Here is a 22,341-nt window from a genome sequence, read left to right on the forward strand (position 1 = left end):
ATTATTCTAGAATTAGCTTATTAATTTTAAACAATTCATGCTTGTCGTTATTATTAATGACAAGTATATTTTTTCCGGTAGTTGTTTTTATTTGAACCATATCCCTAACGTCCCTATTGGCATAAAAGCCTGTTTTCAAATTTGGTACTATATGAAACTTTCCATTGCCTTCGCCGGACATGAATGTTCCAATACCTGCGTCTAACCTTGTAGTCTCAACTTCTGTTTGATAATTATTTCCAGCTAATAGTAAATCCCTTGTTCCATCTTGATCAAGATCATCAAAAATAATACTATTTATTGGCGCTACTTGCAATTCGTTAGTAAATGCTGAAAACAAAAACTTCCCATGTCCCTGATTGACAAAAATCCCAGAGCGAAACTCTGTGACCTTATAATTTAAGGCTGTTTTAATTGCAGGGCCAAGAATCCCTTCCAAATCTCGACTAGCAAATTCTTTATATGATTTTATTTTAGCATCAAGCTCAGGTATTTGCTGTGCACTGCAACTTTTCCCTCTTATTGGAACCTGCTTGCCATTATGATATTTTGCAAGAAAAACATCCTCGGTTCCATTATTATCAAAGTCACTAGCATAAACTTCAAAAGGATTTTCTATTGTTGCATGAAACTTGGAATTTAACCCTAAATTTCCAGCAATAATATCTAAATCGCCATCATTATCTATATCCTCAACCAACAATGTATTCCACCACCCTTTGGTTTCATTAAGTGTTTTGTAATCTGAAGATTTTAACAATTTTCCATTCACGTTTTCAAAGACTTCAATCCCCATCCACTCTCCGGTAACAATTAAATCCAAATCATTATCATGATCAATATCGCTCCAATTCGCATCTGAAACCATGCCTATATTACCTAAGGATTTAGCTAGTTTATATGTTTCATCAATATATTTTCCGTTTGAATTTGTAAGCAAATAACTATTTGGGGCATACGGATATCTTCCAGGAATCACTCTGCCTCCAACAAAAAGATCAATATCACCATCATTATCATAATCTGATGGTTTTACTATAAAACCTGCCGAATAAAACTTTGGTAGGCAATCTAGACATTTTTTAAAATTGTTCTTTCCATCATTCTTATAAATGCGATCAGCCAAAAATTTAGAAGATTCTTGAAACTCATAACTGCCACTTACAACATAAAGATCTAAATCGCCATCATTCTCTAAATCAAAAAACACAGCGCCTACATCTTCGTGTAATTTATCGGCTATGAAATCCTTATTTTCAATTGATTCAAAGCCTCCCGATTTTTTTCCTAACAATAGTTTTCCTGGCTGTGAGTAACCCCCACCTAAATATAAATCCTCAATTCCATCATTATTAATATCTGCCTTCGCAACACCAGGTCCTAACTGAGAGAACTTGTGCGGCAATAAAACCTGAATATCATAATCATTAAATAAACTATCTATATGTTTGAAATTGAATGGAATGTCTTGAAATAGTTTAATATTTTTAGAAGTAACGTTATTTTCAGTAGGCCTAATCGCATTTTTATAGTCTACAGTTATCAATTGATTCGATTTCAGATTTTGATAATACTGCACTTTACCATCTGGCCAAATAATTTCAACTTTATCAGCAGTTAATTGTTCCCCTAATCCAAAAAACAATTTGTTAGATACAGAAGACATGTATCCCCTAGAATTCACGAGGTTTCTGGTCTGTTTCTCTTTGTTTTCACCATAAATATTTACAGTTACTCCTATCCCAAATGGGTTGTTTTCAGGGCCTTTAAAATTAAAATTTAAAAAATGTTTTTTTTCTCTTTCTACAGTATTATTTCTTAAAATATGTGCCTCTTCGTTTATATTATTAACAACAATATCTAAATCCCCATCGTTATCTAAATCAGCAAATACGGCCCCATTAGAAAAGGTTGGTGAAGCATTATGCCAGAGTTCTGAAACATTTGAAAAGGTTAAATCGCCTTGATTCTTAAAAAAGTAATTACTCAACTTTTGCTGAGGCAGCATTTGTGTATACTCTAAAAACTCCTTTGAACTCGGTTTTCTCCGTTTTTGCCTGATTAGATTAAGTATGTTTTTATTTGTATCCTTATCAATAACATCTCTAAAAACACCATTAGTTATATAAATATCATTTAAACCATCTAAATCAAAATCGGCTATTAGCGGCGCCCAGCTCCAGTCTGTATTTGCCATGCCCGCCATATTGGCAATTTCACTAAATGAACCATTACCATTATTTAATTGTAAGACGTTATGCATATATTGATAATGATACCCTTTATTTACCATGTCAGTAAATTTTGAGATAGAGGTCATCGACATTGTTGTCTTAGACCTGATATAATCTTCTGGGTTCATATCTAAATTAACCACATCTAAAAAGCCATCATTATTTATATCGGCAATATCTCCACCCATACTATAAAATGATTGATGTTTAAACATCTCTAATCTCTCATCCCGAAAAGTGCCATCTTTCTTATTTATATAGACAAAATCGGGCATAGCAAAATCATTATTCACATAAACATCTAACCATCCATCATTATTTAAATCAGCTATTTGAGCATTTAATCCAAATGCAATGTCTGGTACAATACCTGCTTTTTCTGAGATATTAGTAAAGGTATGGTCGCCATTATTCTCATAAAAAGAATCGCTCCCACCCCATTTTATGGTCTCATCATCCTTTTTAAAGGTTTTTAAATCTATTAGTTTACTCGCTTTTTTGTTGGTATAGGGGGCGTTAACAATATATACATCCAAGTCTCCATCTTTATCAAAATCAAAAAAAGTAGATTGAATGCTTCTATTGGCATCAGCTAAACCATAAGATTCTGCCTTTTCCTCAAAGGTTAAATTACCTTTATTTATAAACAATAAATTGGTACAGTTCTGCTCATTTTTAAACCAACCGGCTCTAGAAATATAAATATCGAGTAAACCGTCGCTATTAATATCTACCACCGTTACGCCTGTATTAAAACCGGACTCCAAATGGATACCTGTTTTATTGGTGACATCCTTAAATTTAAAATCTCCTAAGTTTAAGTATAGCTTGCATTCTTTTAGGTTTGAGACGAAAAACAAATCTTCTAGGCCATCATTATCAAAATCTGCAGATGCAACACCTGCTCCATTATAAGAATATATATATTTATAATAGTAGAATTCTTCGCTTTCTACAATCTCATTTTTAAAACCTACCCCAGTTTCTATTGCTGGTAAAATTTCAAAGCGCATATTTGATCTTTTATTGATTTGTTCTTCTTTACAAGAGAAACTAGTCAGTACCAATAAAAATGCAAAGGTGAAAAATGATGTATTACTAAAAATGCCATTAAAATAATGAACCATAATTGTTTATGTTTTTTAAATATAAAAATTTAATTAAGCATTTAACCCTACATACCATAAAGCATGCAGGGTTAAACAAACTAACAAATTAACTAACAAATAGACTGTTTCTACTAGCAATAATAGTAGTATTTCAAAAAGTCCTAATTTATAGATTCGGGTTTACATCCTTAGCTCCTCTTGGGATTGGCGTGAAATATAAATATTCTCCTGAATCAGCAGGCGTTCTATTGTTTACAACATCTACAGGTTCTATGGAAGAACGTCTAACATGATTAGGGTCTGTAAAGCGTTGCATTCTAACTAAATCATGCCACCTTTCATATTCTCCACAAAGCTCCCATTTCCGTTCTGTATAAGCAAGTTCCTCTATAGGACCATCAGCAGATGTTAAATCTACCGTCGCCCCAGCTCTACGTCTCACTTCGTTTAGTGCTTTCCACGAATCAGCAGTCACGTTCCCAGAACGACCGGATGCCTCAGCATACATTAACAATACATCTGCATAACGCATAACATAACGGTTTATGTCGGCATTGGTGCTATTCCAAACGGTGGATTCTGAACCGGCTACTTTTCTTAAAACAGGATGTGGATCTATCCATTCTCTCCAATCTGAACCATAAGGACCACTTCCTCTTAATATGCGTTCATGAACATAAGTGTCTTCAAAACGTGATTGTGTTCCATCTGTAATTGCAGCGGCTTCCATATCTTCATAATAGGCAATTTCACCAAAAGTTTCGGTCCAACCGCCTGCTTCAGCAGGTAAACCTAGACGTCCTACTGTTCTATTACCTAAGTTATCCATGCACGTTAGGCAGGCTACAAAAGTAAAAACGCCTTCGTCATGAGCAAATCTGCCATCAATAGTCCACATACTTTTAATACTACTTGCTAATGCATAACCATAATCTCCGTTTACTACTTCACCAGCTTTTTCAGCCGCTAGAGCATATTTACTATTATCATTTATAGGAAAACCAGCCCAATGCATATACAGTCTGGCTAAGAACGCTTTGGCGGCTCCTTTACTTGGCCTTGTACCAGTTGCAACTATACCTGGGTATGTATCTGGCAATAGTGCTTCAGCCTTTAATAAATCATTTTCCATTAACGTATAAATCTCATCAAAAGAAGCTTTGGCTGGTTGCTCTACACTACCTAATGTAGTCACAATAGGAACTCTACCATAAGTTCTAGTTAAATGCATGTAAGCATATGCTCTTAAAAAATAGGCCTCACCAAGTAGCCTATCAATTTCATCTTTATCACCGTCTACAATATTTTCTTGAGCATTAATAGCAACATTGGCATTGGCTATTATTCTATATGACTCGAGATATGCCTTTATCACACGGTCAACACCATCTGTTTGAGTTCTCCAATCGGAATCTCGAAAATCCTCTTTATTTCCAGAGGTTACACTACTCTCTGTGGTAATATCATCCCCTCCATAAGCGGCAAGGTGAAATTCGGACCATCTAACTGCGTTAAAGGCAACTCTATAAGTTGCAGCTATAACGCCACGCAACGCCTCAACATTAGTCAATGCCTGCGGTGATAGCTGGGATTGACCAGGATCTTCCTCTAGGTCTGCACAGGAAAATGAAAATAATGTTATAATCATGCTTAAACAAATAGCACTTTTTATTTTATAATTCTTAAATATCATCATATCTATATTTTTAAAAATTTAAATTTAAACCTAATGTGAATGTCCTAGGGTTAGGAAATGCGCCCTTGTCATAGGAAGGAGCAAGATCAGTACTATTGTTGGTTGAAGATACTTCTGGATCATAACCTCGGTAGTCTGTTATCAATACTAAATTTTGACCACTTACATAAACCTTGGCAGATTCAAGAAATTTGATCTCATCAAAAGTGTAACCTAAAGTCAGGTTGGTTAATCTTATAAAATCTCCCTTCTCTACAAATCTAGAAGATCTTACTCTATCTGTACCCGTTGGTATTTCAGTTTGATTATCTGGAGTCCATCTATTTAAATAATCCGGATGTATTGGGTTTTTAACAAGCATTTCAGAATATGTGTCATTATACACATCAAAACCATGTGCTCCGCTAAATAAAAGGTTAACATTAAAACCTTTGTAATCAAAGACTTGATTGAATCCCCATGTTAGCGTTGGAAGTCCATTCCCTATAGCACCGAGTATAAACTCACCGTTCTCATCAGTAGCATATCTTGCCGTACCTGGGGTTTCTCCTTCAGGATTATCTGTTTTCCAAGTCCCTAAAAAGGTACGTCCATAAAACTGACCAGAGGGCTCACCCTTTTGTAAAACATAAACAGTTTCTCCACTGGCCCCAACAATATTGGCAGGTGAAATTGGAACTTCATCTGGTCCACCTAAATCAACTACTGTATTCTTTATTGTAGAAAGCACAACATTTGCGTTCCAATAAAAGTCTTTAGAATCCAATAAATCAGCATTTAAAGAAAAATCAAAACCTGTGTTTTCAATTTCTCCTAAATTAGTAAACACCCTGCCATCTGGATCCCCTGCTTCTTGGTGTAATTGCTTATCTAACAATAAATCTTCTGAATTCTTGATATACCAATCAACAGAAAATGAAACTTTATTTTTTACTAATTTAAAATCTAGACCTACATTGGTTTGTCTAGTAATTTCCCACTTTAAATCTTTATCTACTACACCTCCATAGCCTAAACCATTGGTTATTCCAACTCCATCATATGAATAGTGTTGATTAAAGTTATTAGTTAATTGTTCATAGGTACCTAAGAAGGTACCATCATTACCTACTTTACCCCATCCTGCTCTTAAAACTATATTATTAAGAAATGCATCATCATCATTAAATAAATTTTGCAGGCTATACCTTGCCGATACGGCCGGGGCATAAATTGTATTATTTTCTTTCCTAAAGGTAGACGACTGATCTACACGCAATGATCCAGTAATATTAAAGTTTTCGCTCACACCAACTTGTGCACGCCCCACATAAGATTGTAAGGTTCGATCATTAATCCCTGCAGACACCCCTGGTGATGTGCCTAATTCTATTTGGTAAAAAGCATCTTTTAATCCTTCTAAAGAATAGGCTCCAGACCCTCCATTAGCGGTTCGTCTTACGTTCTTTGTTATTTCATAAACACCCGTAAGTATCAAATTAGTTTTCCCAAAATCTTTAGTATAAGTAAAAATATTACTTAACTGCGTATTTGTTAAAACCGAAGTAATAAAACTAGCTCTTGGTGCTATTACAGATGACCCATCGGGTATAAGGGAATAACGCTCTTCTCTGGCATTTAATGTATTAGACCCCGCATTAAGCCTATAACTAAATGCCGGTGTAAAATTGTAAGTTAGATTTAAATTTAGTCCTAATCTATCTTGAATAGAATTATTATTCTTTTCAGATATGACAGCTATAGGGTTAACCAAAATACTACCAACTGCTTGTGGCTCTATATCATAATAAGTCCCATCAGGATTTCTCACTGGAAATGTTGGATTATAAGTAAGTACTGATAAAATTCCGCCTCTGTTATCAGAAGAAGCTCTTGCTCCACCACTAAATAAATTATGTCCTTGAGACCTTGATCCCGAAATGTTCAGTCCAAGTTTAAATTTTTCACCAAATTTAGTTTCCAAATTAGATCTAAAGGTCAATCTTTCATAATCAGTATTAATTACAATTCCTTCTTGATTCACATAATTTCCAGACAAATAATACTTAAGTCTGCCTTCTTGCCCTTTCGCCGACAATTGAATATTATTAACAATAGAAGGTCTAAAAAATTCATCTTGATAATCTGTACCTCCATCAATAACGGGTCCGGCTGCTGGATATAAATCAGAATATTCTTGTGGTGTCACTTGAGGTAGCTTATTTGGTAAACTGGCAAATGACGAAAAATAATTCACTTCAATTTTTGGTACACCTTTACCTCTTTTTGTTGTTATTAAAATTACACCATTAGCTCCTCTTGCACCATATATGGCAGAAGCTGATGCATCTTTTAAAATATCCATAGATTGTATATCATTAGGGTTAATGGAGTTAATATTACCACCAACAATACCATCAACAACCAATAAGGGCTCACTACTTCTAGTTAAAGAACTTGAACCTCTTACCCTTATCTTTATGTTAGCCCCTGGGGCTCCAGATGATTTAATAACCTGAACACCAGAAGCTCTAGATTGTAAAGCATCTTCTGCTCTAAACACGGGTTGATCTTCAAATGATTTTGAACCTACAGAAGATACCGCCATTGTAACATCTGAGCGTTTTACTGTACCGTAACCCACCACAACAACTTCATCTAAACTCTCTGCATCTTCAGTTAGTATAATAACTATTGCATCTCCCGAAGAAACTTCCTTTTCTTGAGTTTGATACCCCAAATAACTCATCGAGATTTGAGAAGGGCTTTTTTGAAGTGTCATTGAAAAATTACCATCAAAATCTGAAACGGCCCCATTATTCGTTCCTTTTTCTAGAATATTAACTCCAGCTATTGGAACGCCAGCATCATCTTTAATGACACCTGTAACTTTACTTTGAGCAACACTTATACTACTTAATAACACAAGTAAACAGAATGGAATAAACCAATTCTTTTTCTCTCTTAGTTTCGTTTTTTTCATAAAAATATATTTAGTTTAATTTTGTTAGAGCAAATTTTTAAAATAAACTCTAAATACAGGGGGGGCTTCTTGTGTCATTAGGGGGGGCAAATGAATACAATGTAGATATTATGGGGTATAAACAATTATCCGGAGACAAAAAGTCAACAGATAATACTTCAAGATAAGGTTATTCAAGAAGGCTGATTATTTAGTCTTTTGAAAATTTTCGGGTAACTAAAAATTAATAAAACCAATCTATTATTGGAAAAGAAAAAATGTTGTTTTTATAGCTTCATTTCGTGCATTTGTTTCATAAAGTTTTAATTCTCGATACAAAAAGTAATCAATACTGAATATCAGATTCTTATAAATTTAGGTGCAATTTGAAGTAGTCAACGTTAAATAAAGTGATAAAGTAAACATAATAAGCAAAACAGAATTGTAGTAAATCAACCTCTATTTTTATTTTTTAATTGGTCTTAAACTCTTTCATCTTTAATAAAAACCAAATTATCTTCTGGATCTCTTTTTGCCGTTAATCTTCTGATAGCCCAAAATCCTTTTACACCGGAGCATTTTGAAGCATCCGCTATTTGATTGCTGATTGCAAAATTATAATCAAATTTCCTTGAATTAATCGATTTACAATAGGCGCAACAATCATTACCTCTAATAATTGCTACCTCCATTTCAAGAAGCTATGATATTGCCCCAAGCCTTTTACATAATTACCATAGACTAATTATCTAATTCTTGGATCAATTTTTTCATATTTAAATCTAGATATTGACATTGTGAAATAAATACTGGAAAGAGTTTTATAAAGATCGTGCTGGTCTTTTATTTAGAGGGCGTATACTGTGAAAGAAAGTTGTAATAACCCCACAATACATCTTATTTAATTTATATTTGTGTGTTTTTTAATTGATGAATTATAAAAATCAATTATGGTTTTTTTATCATAACTAATTGCCTGATTCAAGTCACAAACACTTCGTGAAATAAGCCATTCAATCCCTGTTTTTCTTATTGCCATTATAATAATTTAACTAAAATCAATATTCTACCAATCATTGTTTTTTTCTGTTTCTTTAATTGTAAAAACTTCTTCTAAGTCATTATCTAACACTGTAAGATATTTTCTCGCTTAAGAGTTCTTTCTGCTGCTATTATTTCTTTATCCTTAGAGTCTTTATTTTCTACAACATCCAGAACTATTTAATATTTGATTGACGAAAATGAATATTTGCCGAATGTAATAACCAACTCTTATGATTTCATAGAAAACTGAAATAGTAAGAAATGGAATTATAAAAAAGAATTACTTTAAAAAAAAAGAACTATCTTGTATGTCTTCCCCGGATAAGATTTCTCTCTAATTTTTAGCAACTTAAAAAATAAGTTAGGCATATAATATTGTCTAAAAGCAAACATTTCATTATTAACATTTAAAACTACCCATTATGAAAACCCTCACAAAAAAAATCTCAGTATTGGCCATAACTATTGGCGTTATACTATCATCCTGCACCAATGAAATTGATTCGCCAAATCTAGAATCTGAGTTAAAAGCTGTTTCTGCTAAAACCTCGCAAAATCTAAGTACCGATCGTGTTTCTCCTTTGCCAACTGTTTCAAGCTTACATGGCATTGTTACTGACAACAGCCTTTTTTCTTTGGCTACCGCAGTTGTCCCCAGTGAATGTGGCACTACCCCGTTTCGTGATATAACTTCTTTTTACAATGATGCGTTAATTAACGGTTTTATTGCTAGTTGGGACGGAAACCCTGATGCCATCGGTATCATACTTGATGATTATTTCATTATCAATCAAATAGCTGCCTTAGATGAAAATTTTAATGCGGATACATTTGGAGCCAATGGAGAGCACACTAATTATGTGAATAATAGAGTACGAAGTTTGGAAAAGTTTTGGGATATGTCAGATCTTATCGAAGTAAGGGGTCAACATACATCAACATTGGAAGATTTGGATTTTATTAGATTGGTTTACGAGAAATATTCTACTGCCCCTGATGTGGTAATTGACTATTTCTTGGAAATCGCCGAACATTTTAACAACACAAGTAATCAAATTCCAGAAAATCCATTTTATGCTTCTGATGGTTTTGCCACTTTTAGCGGATTTATTGTGGTTGGTGACGGCATAGTCAGTATGCTCGCAGAAACTGGAATCGACCCGAAGGTGGTTTGGTCTTCTATTTTGGCGCATGAGTGGGCTCACCAAATACAGTTTTTAAATTTTGGTGTTTTTAATTATCCCGTTCCAGCTTTTATCGGCACACCTGAATCAACACGAATGACCGAATTGGAAGCCGATTTCATTACTGGCTATTACCTAACGCATAAGCGAGGTGCTACTTACAATTGGAAGCGTGTAGAAGGAGTTTTGAGTTCATTCTTTGAAATAGGAGATTGCGGATTTACCAGCAACGGGCATCATGGTACACCAATACAGCGCATGGAAGCGGCAAGACTAGGATATGAACTCGCCATCAGCGCACAGAAAAAAGGAAAAATCTTAAGCCAACAACAAGTACATGATGGATTTATTGATGTATTGGACGGAATAGTTGATTAGATGGTGCCGCAGCTGCCTCCCGCAATCCGGGGAATATGCTGTAGTAAAATTTTTAAAACAAAGAATTTAAAGAAAAACCGCCTAGACGCGGTTTTTCTAATTTATGGTTTGTATCGAAATTTTAGTGAACCTATAACAATCATAATAAAGCCAAACTTTAAGTTTTCAATACCCCATGTGTAAGTCTTATATTGTTTAGGTTCGTATTTCTCATTATCATATTTCGTTAAATAAATATAATTAAAAAAGATAAATTAATTCTGTAAGTCATTTTCAGTTAGTTGGTTTATTAAGGCTATTTGAAATTATCTGTTCCACTTCCATTAAAGTTTCTTTAGGAAGTTTATTAAATTCTTCATTAGATATTTTAAGATTATTAATCTGAATATAATTATTAATATTTGTTGTATTCTGTATCCCGTTCCTGAAAGCAGTATAAAATGATTCAATGCTGTAGCGTTGTTATCTTCAACTGTAATCAAATATAGTTTCTATAATGCCTTCATTGTCATAATTTCATTTTCACCCTGAACTAGACTATTATGTTTTGCTTTTAATCCAGTTTTGAGATTATTATAAACTGGTTGTCTAGATAATTTTGTTTCTTCTATAATGGCGCTCATTGATGGGAAATGTCTATTCTCTATTAGGTAATTGTGGTTACAACCAGTAATTATATTGTGATTTGTGTCATAAGTTGTATTGCTAACATCGTCTATAATAGTGAGGTCATCTGTTGTGGCAACTAACATATTTGTAAGATTAAATTCTTCGCCTAATTCTTCTTCATAGCTTTTACCAAGCCTTTCAGCAATACTTTTCCAAAGTTAATAATACAAATCAGGGTTTTCTTTTGCGAATTTTTTAACCTTTTTTGCTGTTTTTATATTCTCTATTTCTGTAAACTTTAGTAAACTTTTTTGCTTTCCATAACTTTAAATTTTAATAATAATAATAATAATAATAATAAACTGCTAGATCAAACCCAGTATTAATGGCAGTATGTTCTAGTAAATCACTTACTGCTATCTTAAACCCTTTTGTTTTTAATTCATTCGCAGTATTATTCCATTTTTAAAAACTCCCCTTTATCGGGGAACGCAAAACAGTTTCGTTTTTTAATGGCTCTAATAATTAATAGTTGATGTTTTTAAATACCATTAAGTAATATAACAACTGTTTGTATTTTGCTCTAATATCTGCGAGGTTGAATCGATTGAAATAACCCCATTCCAAATCCTAATTAAAACTAAAAAAGCCTGTATATAAAATATACAGGCTTAATATATGTTATTCAAACACAAAAAGACTAGCTCACTTTTTGTTGCATTTTAGATTGTTCTAGCAATTGAAGCTCTCTTTTAATCTCTTCTTTACGTTCATTAAACTTTCTAACTTTTTCATCAATTATAGCTTGATGTTTAAGTCTTCGCTCACGTCTTAATGCATCCTTTTGTAATTGCTTATTCTTGTCTCTCTTCATTGCCATTTTTTCTCTAGCAACAGACAGATATGAGAATCCATATATGCTTAAAAATAATAATGCAATAATGCCTAAAATAATATAACCGTTATCCATATTCAATTTAATTTATAATTAAAGCCTCGTTAAAAGACTCTTTTAAACCCTTATTTTTAAATAATTATTAAACTTTGAATAAAGATAGAGAAACAGTGTGTTGGCATAAAATTTAAAGGTTGAATAACTCAAAAATTAGTTGAATTATTAAAGCTCGTTATAAAATCCGACGAACTACATATGGGAATAAAATTCAATAAATCCATTGTGCAAAACATGGTTATTTGAGCTCTAATAAAAATAACTGCATACTTTAGAAAATATTAAAAAGATCAATTTAAAGAGTATCCAAGACCTACCAGTAGCAGGAAGCTAGAAACAGATTAGCGTTTGAAGAATAAACAAAGAGTCTATGAGCTTATGCAGCACTTCTTATATTACAGATCCAAAGTAGCACTAAAAATGATTTAGAATTACTCTTCAGATTCTTCAACAGGAAGCTCTGCAGAGATCCAACCTAATATACCGCCATCTAAATTATAGATTTGCCTAAATCCAGCTTTTTGAAATTGGGCTACACTTTTACCACTGCGCTTACCTGATCGACAATATATATAGACAGGTTCATCAGAATTAAAACCACCTAGTTGTTCTGAAAAATCCTTTGAAAAGAAATCGACATTAACAGCTTGTTCAATATGAGCTTCTCTATATTCCTTTGGGGTACGCACATCAATAAGTTGGACATTACCATTAGAAATTAGCGTATTAAATTTTTCAGAATCAACATTAGTTACACCCTCCTGAGATTTCATCTGATGGCAACTAAAAACTAAAAAGCTTAAAGCAACGCATAGGTATATACCATATTTTTTCATTAAAACTATTCTAAATCTACTACTTCGCCAGTCCAATCTAACATACCACCCTCAAGGTTGTACGTATTTTCAAAACCCAATTGTTCCATGATTTGACAAGCTTTACCACTTCTGTTTCCAGATCTACAATACACGTAGTAATTTTTGCTTTTATCGAGGTCTTCAATTTCATTTATGAATTCTTGACCTTTATATATATCGAAATGAAGGGCATTCGGAATAATACCATCAGCAACCTCGGCATCCGTTCTTACATCCAGTACAACTGCATTAGAATCATTCACTAATTGCTCTGCCCACTCCTCTTGTGTTAAATCTTCCATGTGTGTTTAATTTTTAATTGCAAAATTAATATTTCTCATAGTATAGACGAAACAAAACCGAAAGTATTACTACATTTCAATTTTTCTAATTAAAACTCAAACTTTTATACTGCAACCAATAGCCTTGGTTTCTTTTTCCTTAATTTCTTTACTGCCCAATAAAGCATCAACTGCCAGCTCTACATATTTGGTTCTTACTAAAGAAGCATCCTTATAATTATCATCTATTGCACCAATGTATTGCACAATATTTCCCGAATTCGTTTTTTCCAAAACAAATACATGAGGGGTCTTAGTTGCCCCGAATTTTGGATAAACAGTTTGATCAGCATCAATTAAATAAGGAAAATCAAACCCTTTCTTTTCTGCTCTCTTCTTCATTTCTGGCAAGGCATCACCAGGCTTTACGGCAACATTGTTGGGCATTATAGCTATTACCGGATAACCCATAGGCGCATATTTTTTATTTAATGCAATAATGCGGTCTTCATACATTACCGCATATGGACATGTATTACAGGTAAAGGTCACTATGAAACCTTTGGCTCCTTTATAATCGCTAAGCGAAACCATTTTGCCATCAATATTTTTAAGTGAAAAATCTTCGGCCTTATCTCCAACTTTATAACCTTCACCTGCTCCTATATTCAATGTAAAGGCGCTTAAACACAATACTAGAATAGCAACAGACATTAATTTGATTGATTTTTTCATGATGTTTTAATTTATAAATTGTTTAACTTTAATTTTGAGGGTATTTAACATGTAATTGGCTTAACCTCAATCACTAGAGACTGTCCACGTCCACAGTTACAGCATTTTTTTAACTTCCTTTTCCAATTCTTCATAGGTGAATGATTGCTCATAAAAATGGCTGTCTCCATTTTTATAGATGACTGTCGCTGGTATTGATCCAGACCAACTCTCATCAACTTTAGGTATCCATGCATTCATATCTGCATCATCTAAAGCAACAACCTTAGATTGCAGGTTATTTTTTACTATAAAGGGTTTCAGTTTTTTATCATAAAGATGTGGAAAATCCAAACTCACCAACATGACTTCTACGCCTTTTTCTTTATAAGCATCATTTAATTTTTCAAAATAAGGTAACTCTTTCACGCAAGGGGCACACCAAGTAGCCCAAAAATTAACAACGTGAATCTTATCGTCCTTCAAATTCAGAAAGGTTTCTAAACCAGCATAATCATAAATTTCTAATGGAATATCAATTGCTTTAGTCTCGACATGCTCAATTGGCTCAACTTCTGAGGCTGAGATGTCATTACCCTTTTTATTTTTCCCACAACTCACCATTAATAAAATGGCAATAAATAACAGTTTTAACTTCATAAGCATAAAACTAAATAATACTTCATTGAAAATCTTATAGTTTAACAAACATTTAAATAAAAAGTAGATGGAAGTTTTGCGTAATACTATTTTCATTTCTATATTTGGCAAAGTAAAAAATTTAAAATGAATAATATCTTAAATAATACTTGGTGGTGGTGCTTTCGAAACTAATCTTCGTGAAGTAAAATCCTAGTATATTTATAACTTAAAATATTCAAAAGGCTTGTCATTCACGACAAGCCTTTTTCTTTGTTCTGAAGTAATTTAGAATGAAACAAATAAAACAAAATGAAAAAATTCAGTCTTTATACACATCATAAAAGAATCTTAACAGATACCATAACACCTGTTACAGTTTACTATAAAATTCGTGACAAATTCCCTAATAGTATCTTATTAGAAAGTGGGGATTACCATAGAAGTCACAAAAACTTTTCATATATCTGTTTCAACCCCATTGCGTCAATAAAAGTTGAAAACGAAGTGATTTCTCAAACATTCCCTGATGGCAGTAGTACTGAGTTAAACATAACAGATGAAGTTAATGTAGTTGATGAAATTTACAATTTCACAAAGCGATTTGACACCAAATCTGAGGAAAATTTCAAATTCATAAACAATGGCATATTTGGTTATACGGCCTATGATGCGGTTCGCTATTTTGAAGATATAGACATAAGCAAAAAAGATGATTCTGTGGTTATCCCAGATATGTATTATGCGGTCTATCAAAACATTATTGCCATCAATCACTTTAAAAATGAAGCTTATATTTTTGCCCATTGTTATAAAGGGGTAGAAAACAATATAGATGCCATTGATAAATTAATAAATGTTCAAAATTTTGCTTCCTATAATTTTAGTTCAAAAGGTGATATAAAATCTAATTTAACAGATGATGAGTTTCGCGAACATGTTGAAGTAGCACGAAAACATTGTCAGCGGGGTGATGTCTTTCAACTGGTATTATCCAGACGCTTTTCTCAAGAATTTTCAGGTGATGACTTCAACATTTATAGGGCTTTAAGAAGTATAAATCCGTCGCCATACCTCTTCTATTTTGATTATGGAGATTTTAAAATTTTTGGAAGTTCACCAGAAGCTCAACTTATTGTTGACGATGGTTTGGCAGAAATTCATCCAATAGCAGGTACTTTTAAAAGAACCGGCGATGAGCAAAAAGATGAGGCTCTAGCCGAAAAACTTAAAAAAGACGATAAAGAAAATGCAGAACATGTCATGCTTGTAGATTTAGCAAGAAATGATTTGAGTCGTCACGGTAGTGATGTCAAGGTGGTTACCTATCGAGAAGTTCAGTTTTTCTCTCACGTTATTCATTTAGTAAGTAAAGTGACAGGCCAAAAACACAATACAACCTCAACCATGCAAGTTGTAGCAGATACCTTTCCTGCGGGAACACTTAGTGGAGCGCCAAAACATAGAGCCATGCAATTGATTGAGCAATATGAAAAAACCAGCAGAGCGTTCTATGGCGGTGCCATTGGATTTATGGACTTTGATGGCAATTTCAATCATGCCATTATGATTAGAACCTTTTTAAGCAAAGACTACAAATTAAATTGGCAAGCAGGCGCCGGTTTGGTGTCTAAATCTAATCAAGAAAATGAGTTACAAGAGGTATATAATAAATTAGGAGCGTTAACTAAAGCTATTAAATTAGCAGAAGATATTTAAGATGAAGAAAGTATTAGTTATAGATAATTACGACAGTTTCACATACAATCTTGTACATTATTTAGAAGATTTAAACTGTGACGTTACGGTAGTAAGAAACGATAAATTAGCTTTAGAAGATGTTACTCCTTTTGATAAAATTGTATTATCACCTGGTCCTGGAATACCTGATGAGGCTGGGCTATTAAAAGCAATTATTAAAGAATATGCACCTACAAAAAGTATTTTAGGTGTTTGTTTAGGGCAGCAAGCTATAGGCGAGGTTTTTGGTGGTTCTTTAATCAATTTAGACGATGTATACCATGGTGTGGCAACCCAAGTGACCATTAGTGTAGATGATGAATACATTTTTAGGGATTTAGATAAAAACATTGAGGTAGGACGTTATCATTCTTGGGTTGTAAATCCAAATTTACCAGAAACTTTAGAAGCCACTTCTTTTGATGAAAACGGCCAAGTGATGTCTCTAAGACACAAAGTTTATGATGTTAGAGGCGTACAATACCATCCAGAGTCTGTTTTAACACCTAAAGGAAAAAAGATTTTAGAAAACTGGGTAAATAACTAGCAGTTGCTATTCACTAAAAGGAAATAACATTTTAGAATAGAAGTCAAAAGGCAGAATTTATGAAGAACGCGGGAGGACATAAAAATACTTCGTTTAGACTTGATTTTTAGATTCGTTTTGTATCAAAACAAAATGAACACAAATAAATATAGATTCCCGCTTTCGAGGGAATGACAAAAAAAAGTAGTTAATGAAAGACATACTAAATAGGCTAATAAATCACGAAACCATTTCAACTGAAGAGGCAAAACAGGTTATAGTAAACATTTCAAACGATATGTATAACCCAAGTCAAATAACATGTTTTCTTTCAGTTTATATGATGCGTAGTATCACCATTGAAGAATTAAAGGGCTTTAGAGATGCTCTTTTAGAACTTTGTGTGCCCATAAACCTTAGTGATTTCAATGCCATCGATATTGTGGGTACTGGTGGTGATGGAAAAAATACATTCAACATCTCCACGCTTTCCTCTTTTATTACGGCGGGTGCTGGCGTTAATGTTTCCAAACATGGAAACTATGGCGTATCATCAACTTCTGGTTCATCTAATGTGATGGAGAATTTAGGTGTAAAATTCTCTAATGAGGAAGATTTTTTAAAGCGATGTTTAGACCAAGCTGGTATTTGTATTTTACACGCACCATTATTTCATCCTGCAATGAAAAATGTAGCACCCATTAGAAGAGCTTTAGGCGTTAAGACTTTTTTCAATATGCTTGGCCCCCTTGTAAACCCTTCATTTCCTAATAATCATGTTTTGGGTGTTTATAATTTAGAACTTTTACGTCTATATAGCTTCTTATACCAAAATACGAATAGCAATTACAACATTGTTTATGCTTTAGATGGTTATGATGAAATCTCATTAACAGGAAAAGCAAAAATTATTTCTAATCATACTGAAAAATTATTCGCACCTGAAGATTTAGGTGTAAAGTCTATAAAGCAAGAAGCCATTTTTGGAGGTGACACCGTAGAAGATGCTGCAAAAATATTTGTAGATATTATAGGTGGTAATGGTACAGAGGCACAAAATAATGTAGTATGTGCTAATGCAGGATTAGCTATAGCTACAAGCAAACAAATTTCACATCAAAAAGGATTTGAATTAGCTAAAGAATCTTTGTTTTCTGGAAAAGCAAAAACAAGTTTAGACAAATTGATTGAGTTAAGTAAATCATGAATATACTAGATAAAATAACACGAGATAAACGTATAGAAGTAGCCCTTCGTAAAAACCTAATTCCGGTTTCTCAATTAGAACAATCTGTTCTTTTTGAACGACCAACTGTATCCCTAGCAAATAATTTACGTCAGAGTAAAACAGGTATTATTGCGGAACATAAGCGTAGGTCTCCTTCAAAATCAGTAATTAATAACACCTTAAATGTACAAGATGTCGCCAAAGGCTATGAAGATGCTGGCGTATGTGGTATGTCGGTGTTGACAGATGGGAAATACTTTGGAGGCTCTTTGGATGATTTATTAACAGCTAGAGCCAGTTGTAATCTGCCGTTGTTAAGAAAAGAATTCATTATTGATGAATATCAATTATTGGAAGCAAAAGCCTATGGTGCCGATGTTATTTTATTGATTGCAGCCATTTTATCAAGAGATGAAATCAAGGCATTCTCTGAGTTTGCTAAAAGCCTAAATCTTGACGTCCTTTTAGAGGTGCATAATGAGGAAGAATTACATAAATCTGTAATGCCTAGTCTTGATATGTTAGGGGTGAACAATAGAAACTTAAAGACCTTTGAGGTTAGTTTAGAAACCAGTAAAAGTTTAAGTAGCATGATTCCTGATGACTTTGTTAAGGTATCAGAAAGTGGCATAAGCAATGTTGAAGCTATAAAAACATTACAACCTTTTGGTTACCAAGGTTTTCTTATAGGTGAAAACTTTATGAAAACAGATAACCCAGGAGTAAATGCAACACAATTTATCAAAAATTTAGAGCTATGAAACTAAAGATTTGTGGTATGAAATATCAAGATAATATAGAGCAGGTTGCTGCGTTGCAACCAGATTATCTAGGCTTTATATTTTATGAAGATACACCCAGGCATTTTGATACAAAGATTCCCAATATTTCAGAACACATTAAAAAAGTTGGTGTTTTTGTCAATGAAGAGATTAGTACGGTCATTGAAAAAGTGAATGAATTCAATTTGGATGCGGTGCAATTACATGGTGAAGAATCACCATATTACTGCAGTATTTTGCGTTCAACGAAGTTGTTTTCTAACGACACACCTATTGAGATTATTAAGGTGTTTTCAATCAAAGACAAATTCAATTTTGACATTTTAGAGGCTTATGAAAACGTTTGTGATTTCTATTTGTTTGACACTAAAGGCAAACTTCCTGGTGGCAATGGTTACCGTTTTGACTGGAGTCTTTTAAACAACTATCCGTCCTCAAAGCCATTCTTCTTAAGCGGTGGCATTGGTATAGATCAAGTTGAGGATATTAAAAATTTCAAAGCAAGTCAGGCATCAAAATATTGCTATGCTTTAGATGTCAATAGTAAATTTGAAAAAGAGCCTGGACTTAAAAACACTTCAGTTTTAAGAGAATTCATTAATAAATTGAATAATAAAAAAACAATGAATTATAACGTAGATGACAGAGGATATTATGGCGAATTTGGAGGTGCTTTTATTCCAGAGATGCTTTATCCCAATGTAGAAGAGTTACGCCAAAATTATCTCAAGGTAATGGCAGAACCAGATTTTCAAAAAGAATTTGATCAACTTTTAAAAGATTATGTTGGTAGACCCTCTCCTTTATATTTCGCAAAACGACTATCAGAAAAATACAACGCAAAAATCTATTTAAAACGCGAGGATTTAAACCATACTGGCGCCCATAAAATCAACAATACTATTGGACAGATTTTAATGGCAAAACGTTTAGGTAAATCTAGAATTATTGCCGAAACTGGAGCCGGACAACACGGTGTGGCCACAGCAACCGTATGCGCCTTAATGGGCTTAGAGTGTATTGTTTACATGGGAGAAATAGACATCGCTAGGCAAGCTCCAAATGTAGCCCGAATGAAAATGCTGGGAGCAACAGTTGTACCGGCATTATCAGGTAGTCGTACCCTAAAAGACGCCACAAATGAAGCCATTCGTGATTGGATTAATAACCCAGTAAACACGCATTACATTATAGGTTCGGCCATTGGGCCTCACCCTTATCCAGATATGGTAACCCGCTTTCAAGCAGTTATTTCAGAAGAAATTAAATGGCAACTAAAAGCACATGAGGGTCGTGAAAACCCAGATTATGTGGTGGCTTGTATTGGTGGTGGTAGTAATGCTGCAGGCACATATTATCATTATTTACATGAGCCAGAAGTTGGTATTATTGCTGTTGAAGCTGCTGGTCTAGGCGTAGATTCTGGAGAAAGTGCAGCAACCTCTGTTTTGGGTAAGGAGGGTATTATTCATGGTTGTAAGACTTTATTAATGCAAACCAATGATGGACAAATCACTGAACCTTATTCCATTTCAGCTGGATTAGACTACCCAGGTGTTGGTCCGATGCATGCGCATTTATCAAAAACAGGAAGAGCCGAGTTTTTATCTATCACAGATAGCGATGCCATGGAAGCTGGATTAGAACTCTCAAAACTTGAGGGCATTATCCCTGCTATAGAAACCTCGCACGCCTTGGCAATTTTTGGTCAAAGAACGTTTAAGCCAGATGATGTTATTGTAGTAAGTTTATCTGGTAGAGGTGATAAAGACCTACAGAACTATATTGATTATTTCAAAATTTAAATTAAAATGTAACGCGTTAAAGAAGAAATGAATGTTCATGCTGCGCAATTAGCGCTAATAAGAACTTCCATTCCTGTTGGGAAAACGCCAAAATAAAATAAGATGAATCGTATTCAAAGTAAGCTACAAGAAGACAAAAAATTATTGTCAATATACTTTACCGCAGGTTACCCTAATATTAACGATACTGTAACTATCATTGAAAATTTAGAAAAAAATGGTGTTGATATGATTGAAATTGGGCTTCCGTTTAGCGACCCCTTAGCTGATGGCCCTACCATTCAAGATAGCTCTACAGCAGCATTAAAAAATGGTATGACCACCGAAGTTCTTTTTAATCAATTAAAAGATATTAGAAAAACGGTAAATATCCCGTTAATTATTATGGGCTATTTTAACCCAATGTTTCAATATGGCGTTGAAGCCTTTTGTAAAAAATGTCAAGACTTTGGTATTGATGGGTTAATTATTCCTGATTTACCTGTTGATGTATATCACGAAGAATACCAAGCCATTTTTGAAAAATATGGTTTAATAAATGTATTCCTAATTACACCACAAACGAGTGATGAACGTATTAGGTATATCGATTCAATTTCAAATGGATTTATTTATATGGTTAGTAGTGCAAGTACTACAGGTGCACAATCTGGCTTTGGAGAAGAACAAACAGCCTACTTTGAACGTATTGCAAACATGAATTTAAAAAACCAACAAATTATTGGTTTTGGAATTAGTAATAATGAAACCTTTACCCAAGCCACAAAATACTCCAAAGGTGCTATTATTGGTAGTGCTTTTGTAAAACACGTAACTAAGCAAGGTATCAATACTATTGACAACTTTGTGAATGTTATTTTAAATTAAGAAATTATTGAAAATTTTTAAGGACTTTAAAATTGTAATAATACTCTGTTTGACCCTAGGACTTGCGCCATTTTTTCCTGAACCACATATTTGGGGTAAATTAAAATGGGTATATGGAGGTGCCAAAGGGATGGAATTTATGGACTGGTTTGATATTCTTTTACATGGTTTTCCTTTTCTTTTATTGTTATGGCTAATTACACTTAAAATTTTTAAAAGATAATGGCACTTAATATTGTATTAATAGAACCCGAAATCCCAAATAACACGGGAAATATAGGAAGGCTAGCTTTAGCTTCTGGCTCAATTTTGCACTTAGTAAAACCTTTTGGGTTCAAAATAGATGATACCCGTTTAAAACGTGCTGGTTTAGATTACTGGCAACATCTCCAAGTCGTTTATTATGAAAATATAAATCACTTTTTCGAACAAAATAAAGATGCTAATATGGTCTTCCTTTCAAGCCATGGCAGCCAAAATCACTGGGATATTCCATTCAAAGACAATATGTTCTTAGTTTTCGGAAAGGAATCCGTGGGATTATCAAAATCAATTATTACTGCAAATAGCAACAAACTTTATAAAATCCCACTATACAGCCAACATGTAAGAAGCTTAAATCTTGCAAATGCCGTCAGTATTGTAATTTATGAAGGATTAAAACATATCAATTAATTACCGTTTTATTCATCAGTAGTCCTTTAAACTGATGGAAAGTAAAGCTTCTTTCTTGTTTTAAATATTTTTTGTCTTTT

19 protein-coding genes and 1 pseudogene are annotated in these 22,341 nt (G+C 33.6%); 10 read left to right on the forward strand and 10 right to left on the reverse strand.

The window, feature by feature from the left end; all coding sequences use genetic code 11:
- Nucleotide 1 precedes the first annotated feature (1 nt).
- The 4 genes from IE051_RS09700 to IE051_RS09715 form a co-directional block, all read right to left on the reverse strand.
- Nucleotides 2–3,361 (reverse strand): VCBS repeat-containing protein, encoded by a 3,360-nt coding sequence (locus IE051_RS09700; RefSeq protein WP_189360581.1) that lies wholly within the window; start codon nt 3,359–3,361, stop codon nt 2–4.
- 148 nt (nt 3,362–3,509) lie between these two features.
- Nucleotides 3,510–5,039 carry a RagB/SusD family nutrient uptake outer membrane protein gene (locus tag IE051_RS09705; protein WP_189360582.1) on the reverse strand — a complete coding sequence of 510 codons (1,530 nt, stop codon included), beginning with the start codon at nt 5,037–5,039 and terminating at the stop codon, nt 3,510–3,512.
- Between the two features lie 10 nt (nt 5,040–5,049).
- A complete protein-coding gene (locus IE051_RS09710; RefSeq protein ID WP_189360583.1) occupies nt 5,050–8,001 on the reverse strand; it encodes a SusC/RagA family TonB-linked outer membrane protein in 2,952 nt (983 codons plus the stop codon).
- Between the two features lie 461 nt (nt 8,002–8,462).
- Nucleotides 8,463–8,672 carry a hypothetical protein gene (locus tag IE051_RS09715; protein ID WP_189360584.1) on the reverse strand — a complete coding sequence of 70 codons (210 nt, stop codon included), beginning with the start codon at nt 8,670–8,672 and terminating at the stop codon, nt 8,463–8,465.
- A gap of 774 nt (nt 8,673–9,446) precedes the next feature.
- Here IE051_RS09715 and IE051_RS09720 point away from each other — a divergent pair.
- Nucleotides 9,447–10,586, forward strand: a complete 1,140-nt coding sequence (locus tag IE051_RS09720; RefSeq protein ID WP_189360585.1) for a hypothetical protein — start codon at nt 9,447–9,449, stop codon at nt 10,584–10,586.
- Between the two features lie 491 nt (nt 10,587–11,077).
- On the opposite strand, the gene IE051_RS09725 is transcribed toward IE051_RS09720, so the two are convergent.
- The 6 genes from IE051_RS09725 to IE051_RS09750 all read right to left on the reverse strand — a co-directional run bounded on the left by IE051_RS09725 (nt 11,078) and on the right by IE051_RS09750 (nt 14,659).
- Nucleotides 11,078–11,338 carry a hypothetical protein gene (locus IE051_RS09725; protein WP_189360586.1) on the reverse strand — a complete coding sequence of 87 codons (261 nt, stop codon included), beginning with the start codon at nt 11,336–11,338 and terminating at the stop codon, nt 11,078–11,080.
- A gap of 557 nt (nt 11,339–11,895) precedes the next feature.
- Nucleotides 11,896–12,165, reverse strand: a complete 270-nt coding sequence (locus IE051_RS09730; RefSeq protein WP_189360587.1) for a hypothetical protein — start codon at nt 12,163–12,165, stop codon at nt 11,896–11,898.
- A 413-nt stretch (nt 12,166–12,578) separates the two neighbouring features.
- A complete protein-coding gene (locus IE051_RS09735) occupies nt 12,579–12,920 on the reverse strand; it encodes a rhodanese-like domain-containing protein (RefSeq protein WP_189360588.1) in 342 nt (113 codons plus the stop codon).
- 68 nt (nt 12,921–12,988) lie between these two features.
- Nucleotides 12,989–13,306 (reverse strand): rhodanese-like domain-containing protein, encoded by a 318-nt coding sequence (locus tag IE051_RS09740; protein WP_189360589.1) that lies wholly within the window; start codon nt 13,304–13,306, stop codon nt 12,989–12,991.
- Nucleotides 13,307–13,402: 96 nt separating this feature from the next.
- Nucleotides 13,403–14,020 carry a thioredoxin family protein gene (locus IE051_RS09745; RefSeq protein WP_189360590.1) on the reverse strand — a complete coding sequence of 206 codons (618 nt, stop codon included), beginning with the start codon at nt 14,018–14,020 and terminating at the stop codon, nt 13,403–13,405.
- A 96-nt stretch (nt 14,021–14,116) separates the two neighbouring features.
- The gene (locus IE051_RS09750; RefSeq protein WP_189360591.1) at nt 14,117–14,659 is read right to left on the reverse strand and encodes a TlpA family protein disulfide reductase; all 543 of its coding nucleotides are present in this window, start codon (nt 14,657–14,659) and stop codon (nt 14,117–14,119) included.
- Nucleotides 14,660–14,950: 291 nt separating this feature from the next.
- Here IE051_RS09750 and IE051_RS09755 point away from each other — a divergent pair, with 291 nt between their 5' ends.
- From IE051_RS09755 to IE051_RS09790, 9 genes and pseudogenes are all read left to right on the forward strand, one after another.
- Entirely contained in the window at nt 14,951–16,357 is a 1,407-nt protein-coding gene (locus IE051_RS09755) for an anthranilate synthase component I family protein (RefSeq protein ID WP_189360592.1), read from the forward strand.
- A gap of 1 nt (nt 16,358) precedes the next feature.
- The gene (locus tag IE051_RS09760; RefSeq protein WP_189360593.1) at nt 16,359–16,925 is read left to right on the forward strand and encodes an anthranilate synthase component II; all 567 of its coding nucleotides are present in this window, start codon (nt 16,359–16,361) and stop codon (nt 16,923–16,925) included.
- Nucleotides 16,926–17,115: 190 nt separating this feature from the next.
- Nucleotides 17,116–18,111, forward strand: coding sequence for an anthranilate phosphoribosyltransferase (gene trpD, locus IE051_RS09765; protein ID WP_189360594.1), 996 nt, complete (start codon nt 17,116–17,118; stop codon nt 18,109–18,111).
- Nucleotides 18,108–18,893, forward strand: coding sequence for an indole-3-glycerol phosphate synthase TrpC (trpC, locus tag IE051_RS09770; protein WP_189360595.1), 786 nt, complete (start codon nt 18,108–18,110; stop codon nt 18,891–18,893). The genes trpD and trpC overlap by 4 nt, the downstream gene beginning before the upstream one ends.
- 17 nt (nt 18,894–18,910) lie before the next feature.
- Nucleotides 18,911–19,504 (forward strand): annotated as a pseudogene (locus tag IE051_RS18720) (phosphoribosylanthranilate isomerase); the annotation flags it as partial.
- Nucleotides 19,505–19,537: 33 nt separating this feature from the next.
- The gene (gene trpB, locus IE051_RS18725) at nt 19,538–20,719 is read left to right on the forward strand and encodes a tryptophan synthase subunit beta (RefSeq protein WP_308427722.1); all 1,182 of its coding nucleotides are present in this window, start codon (nt 19,538–19,540) and stop codon (nt 20,717–20,719) included.
- A gap of 102 nt (nt 20,720–20,821) precedes the next feature.
- On the forward strand, nt 20,822–21,586 hold the full coding sequence (gene trpA, locus IE051_RS09780) for a tryptophan synthase subunit alpha (RefSeq protein WP_189360597.1): 765 nt from the start codon (nt 20,822–20,824) through the stop codon (nt 21,584–21,586).
- A 7-nt stretch (nt 21,587–21,593) separates the two neighbouring features.
- Complete coding sequence (locus tag IE051_RS09785; protein ID WP_189360598.1) at nt 21,594–21,809, forward strand: hypothetical protein; 216 nt, start codon at nt 21,594–21,596, stop codon at nt 21,807–21,809.
- Entirely contained in the window at nt 21,809–22,261 is a 453-nt protein-coding gene (locus IE051_RS09790; protein ID WP_189360599.1) for a tRNA (cytidine(34)-2'-O)-methyltransferase, read from the forward strand. Before IE051_RS09785 ends, IE051_RS09790 begins: the two co-directional genes overlap by 1 nt.
- The last annotated feature ends 80 nt before the right edge of the window (nt 22,262–22,341 follow it).

The sequence above is a fragment of the Algibacter mikhailovii genome, from assembly GCF_014651495.1.
Classification (GTDB): domain Bacteria; phylum Bacteroidota; class Bacteroidia; order Flavobacteriales; family Flavobacteriaceae; genus Algibacter_E; species Algibacter_E mikhailovii.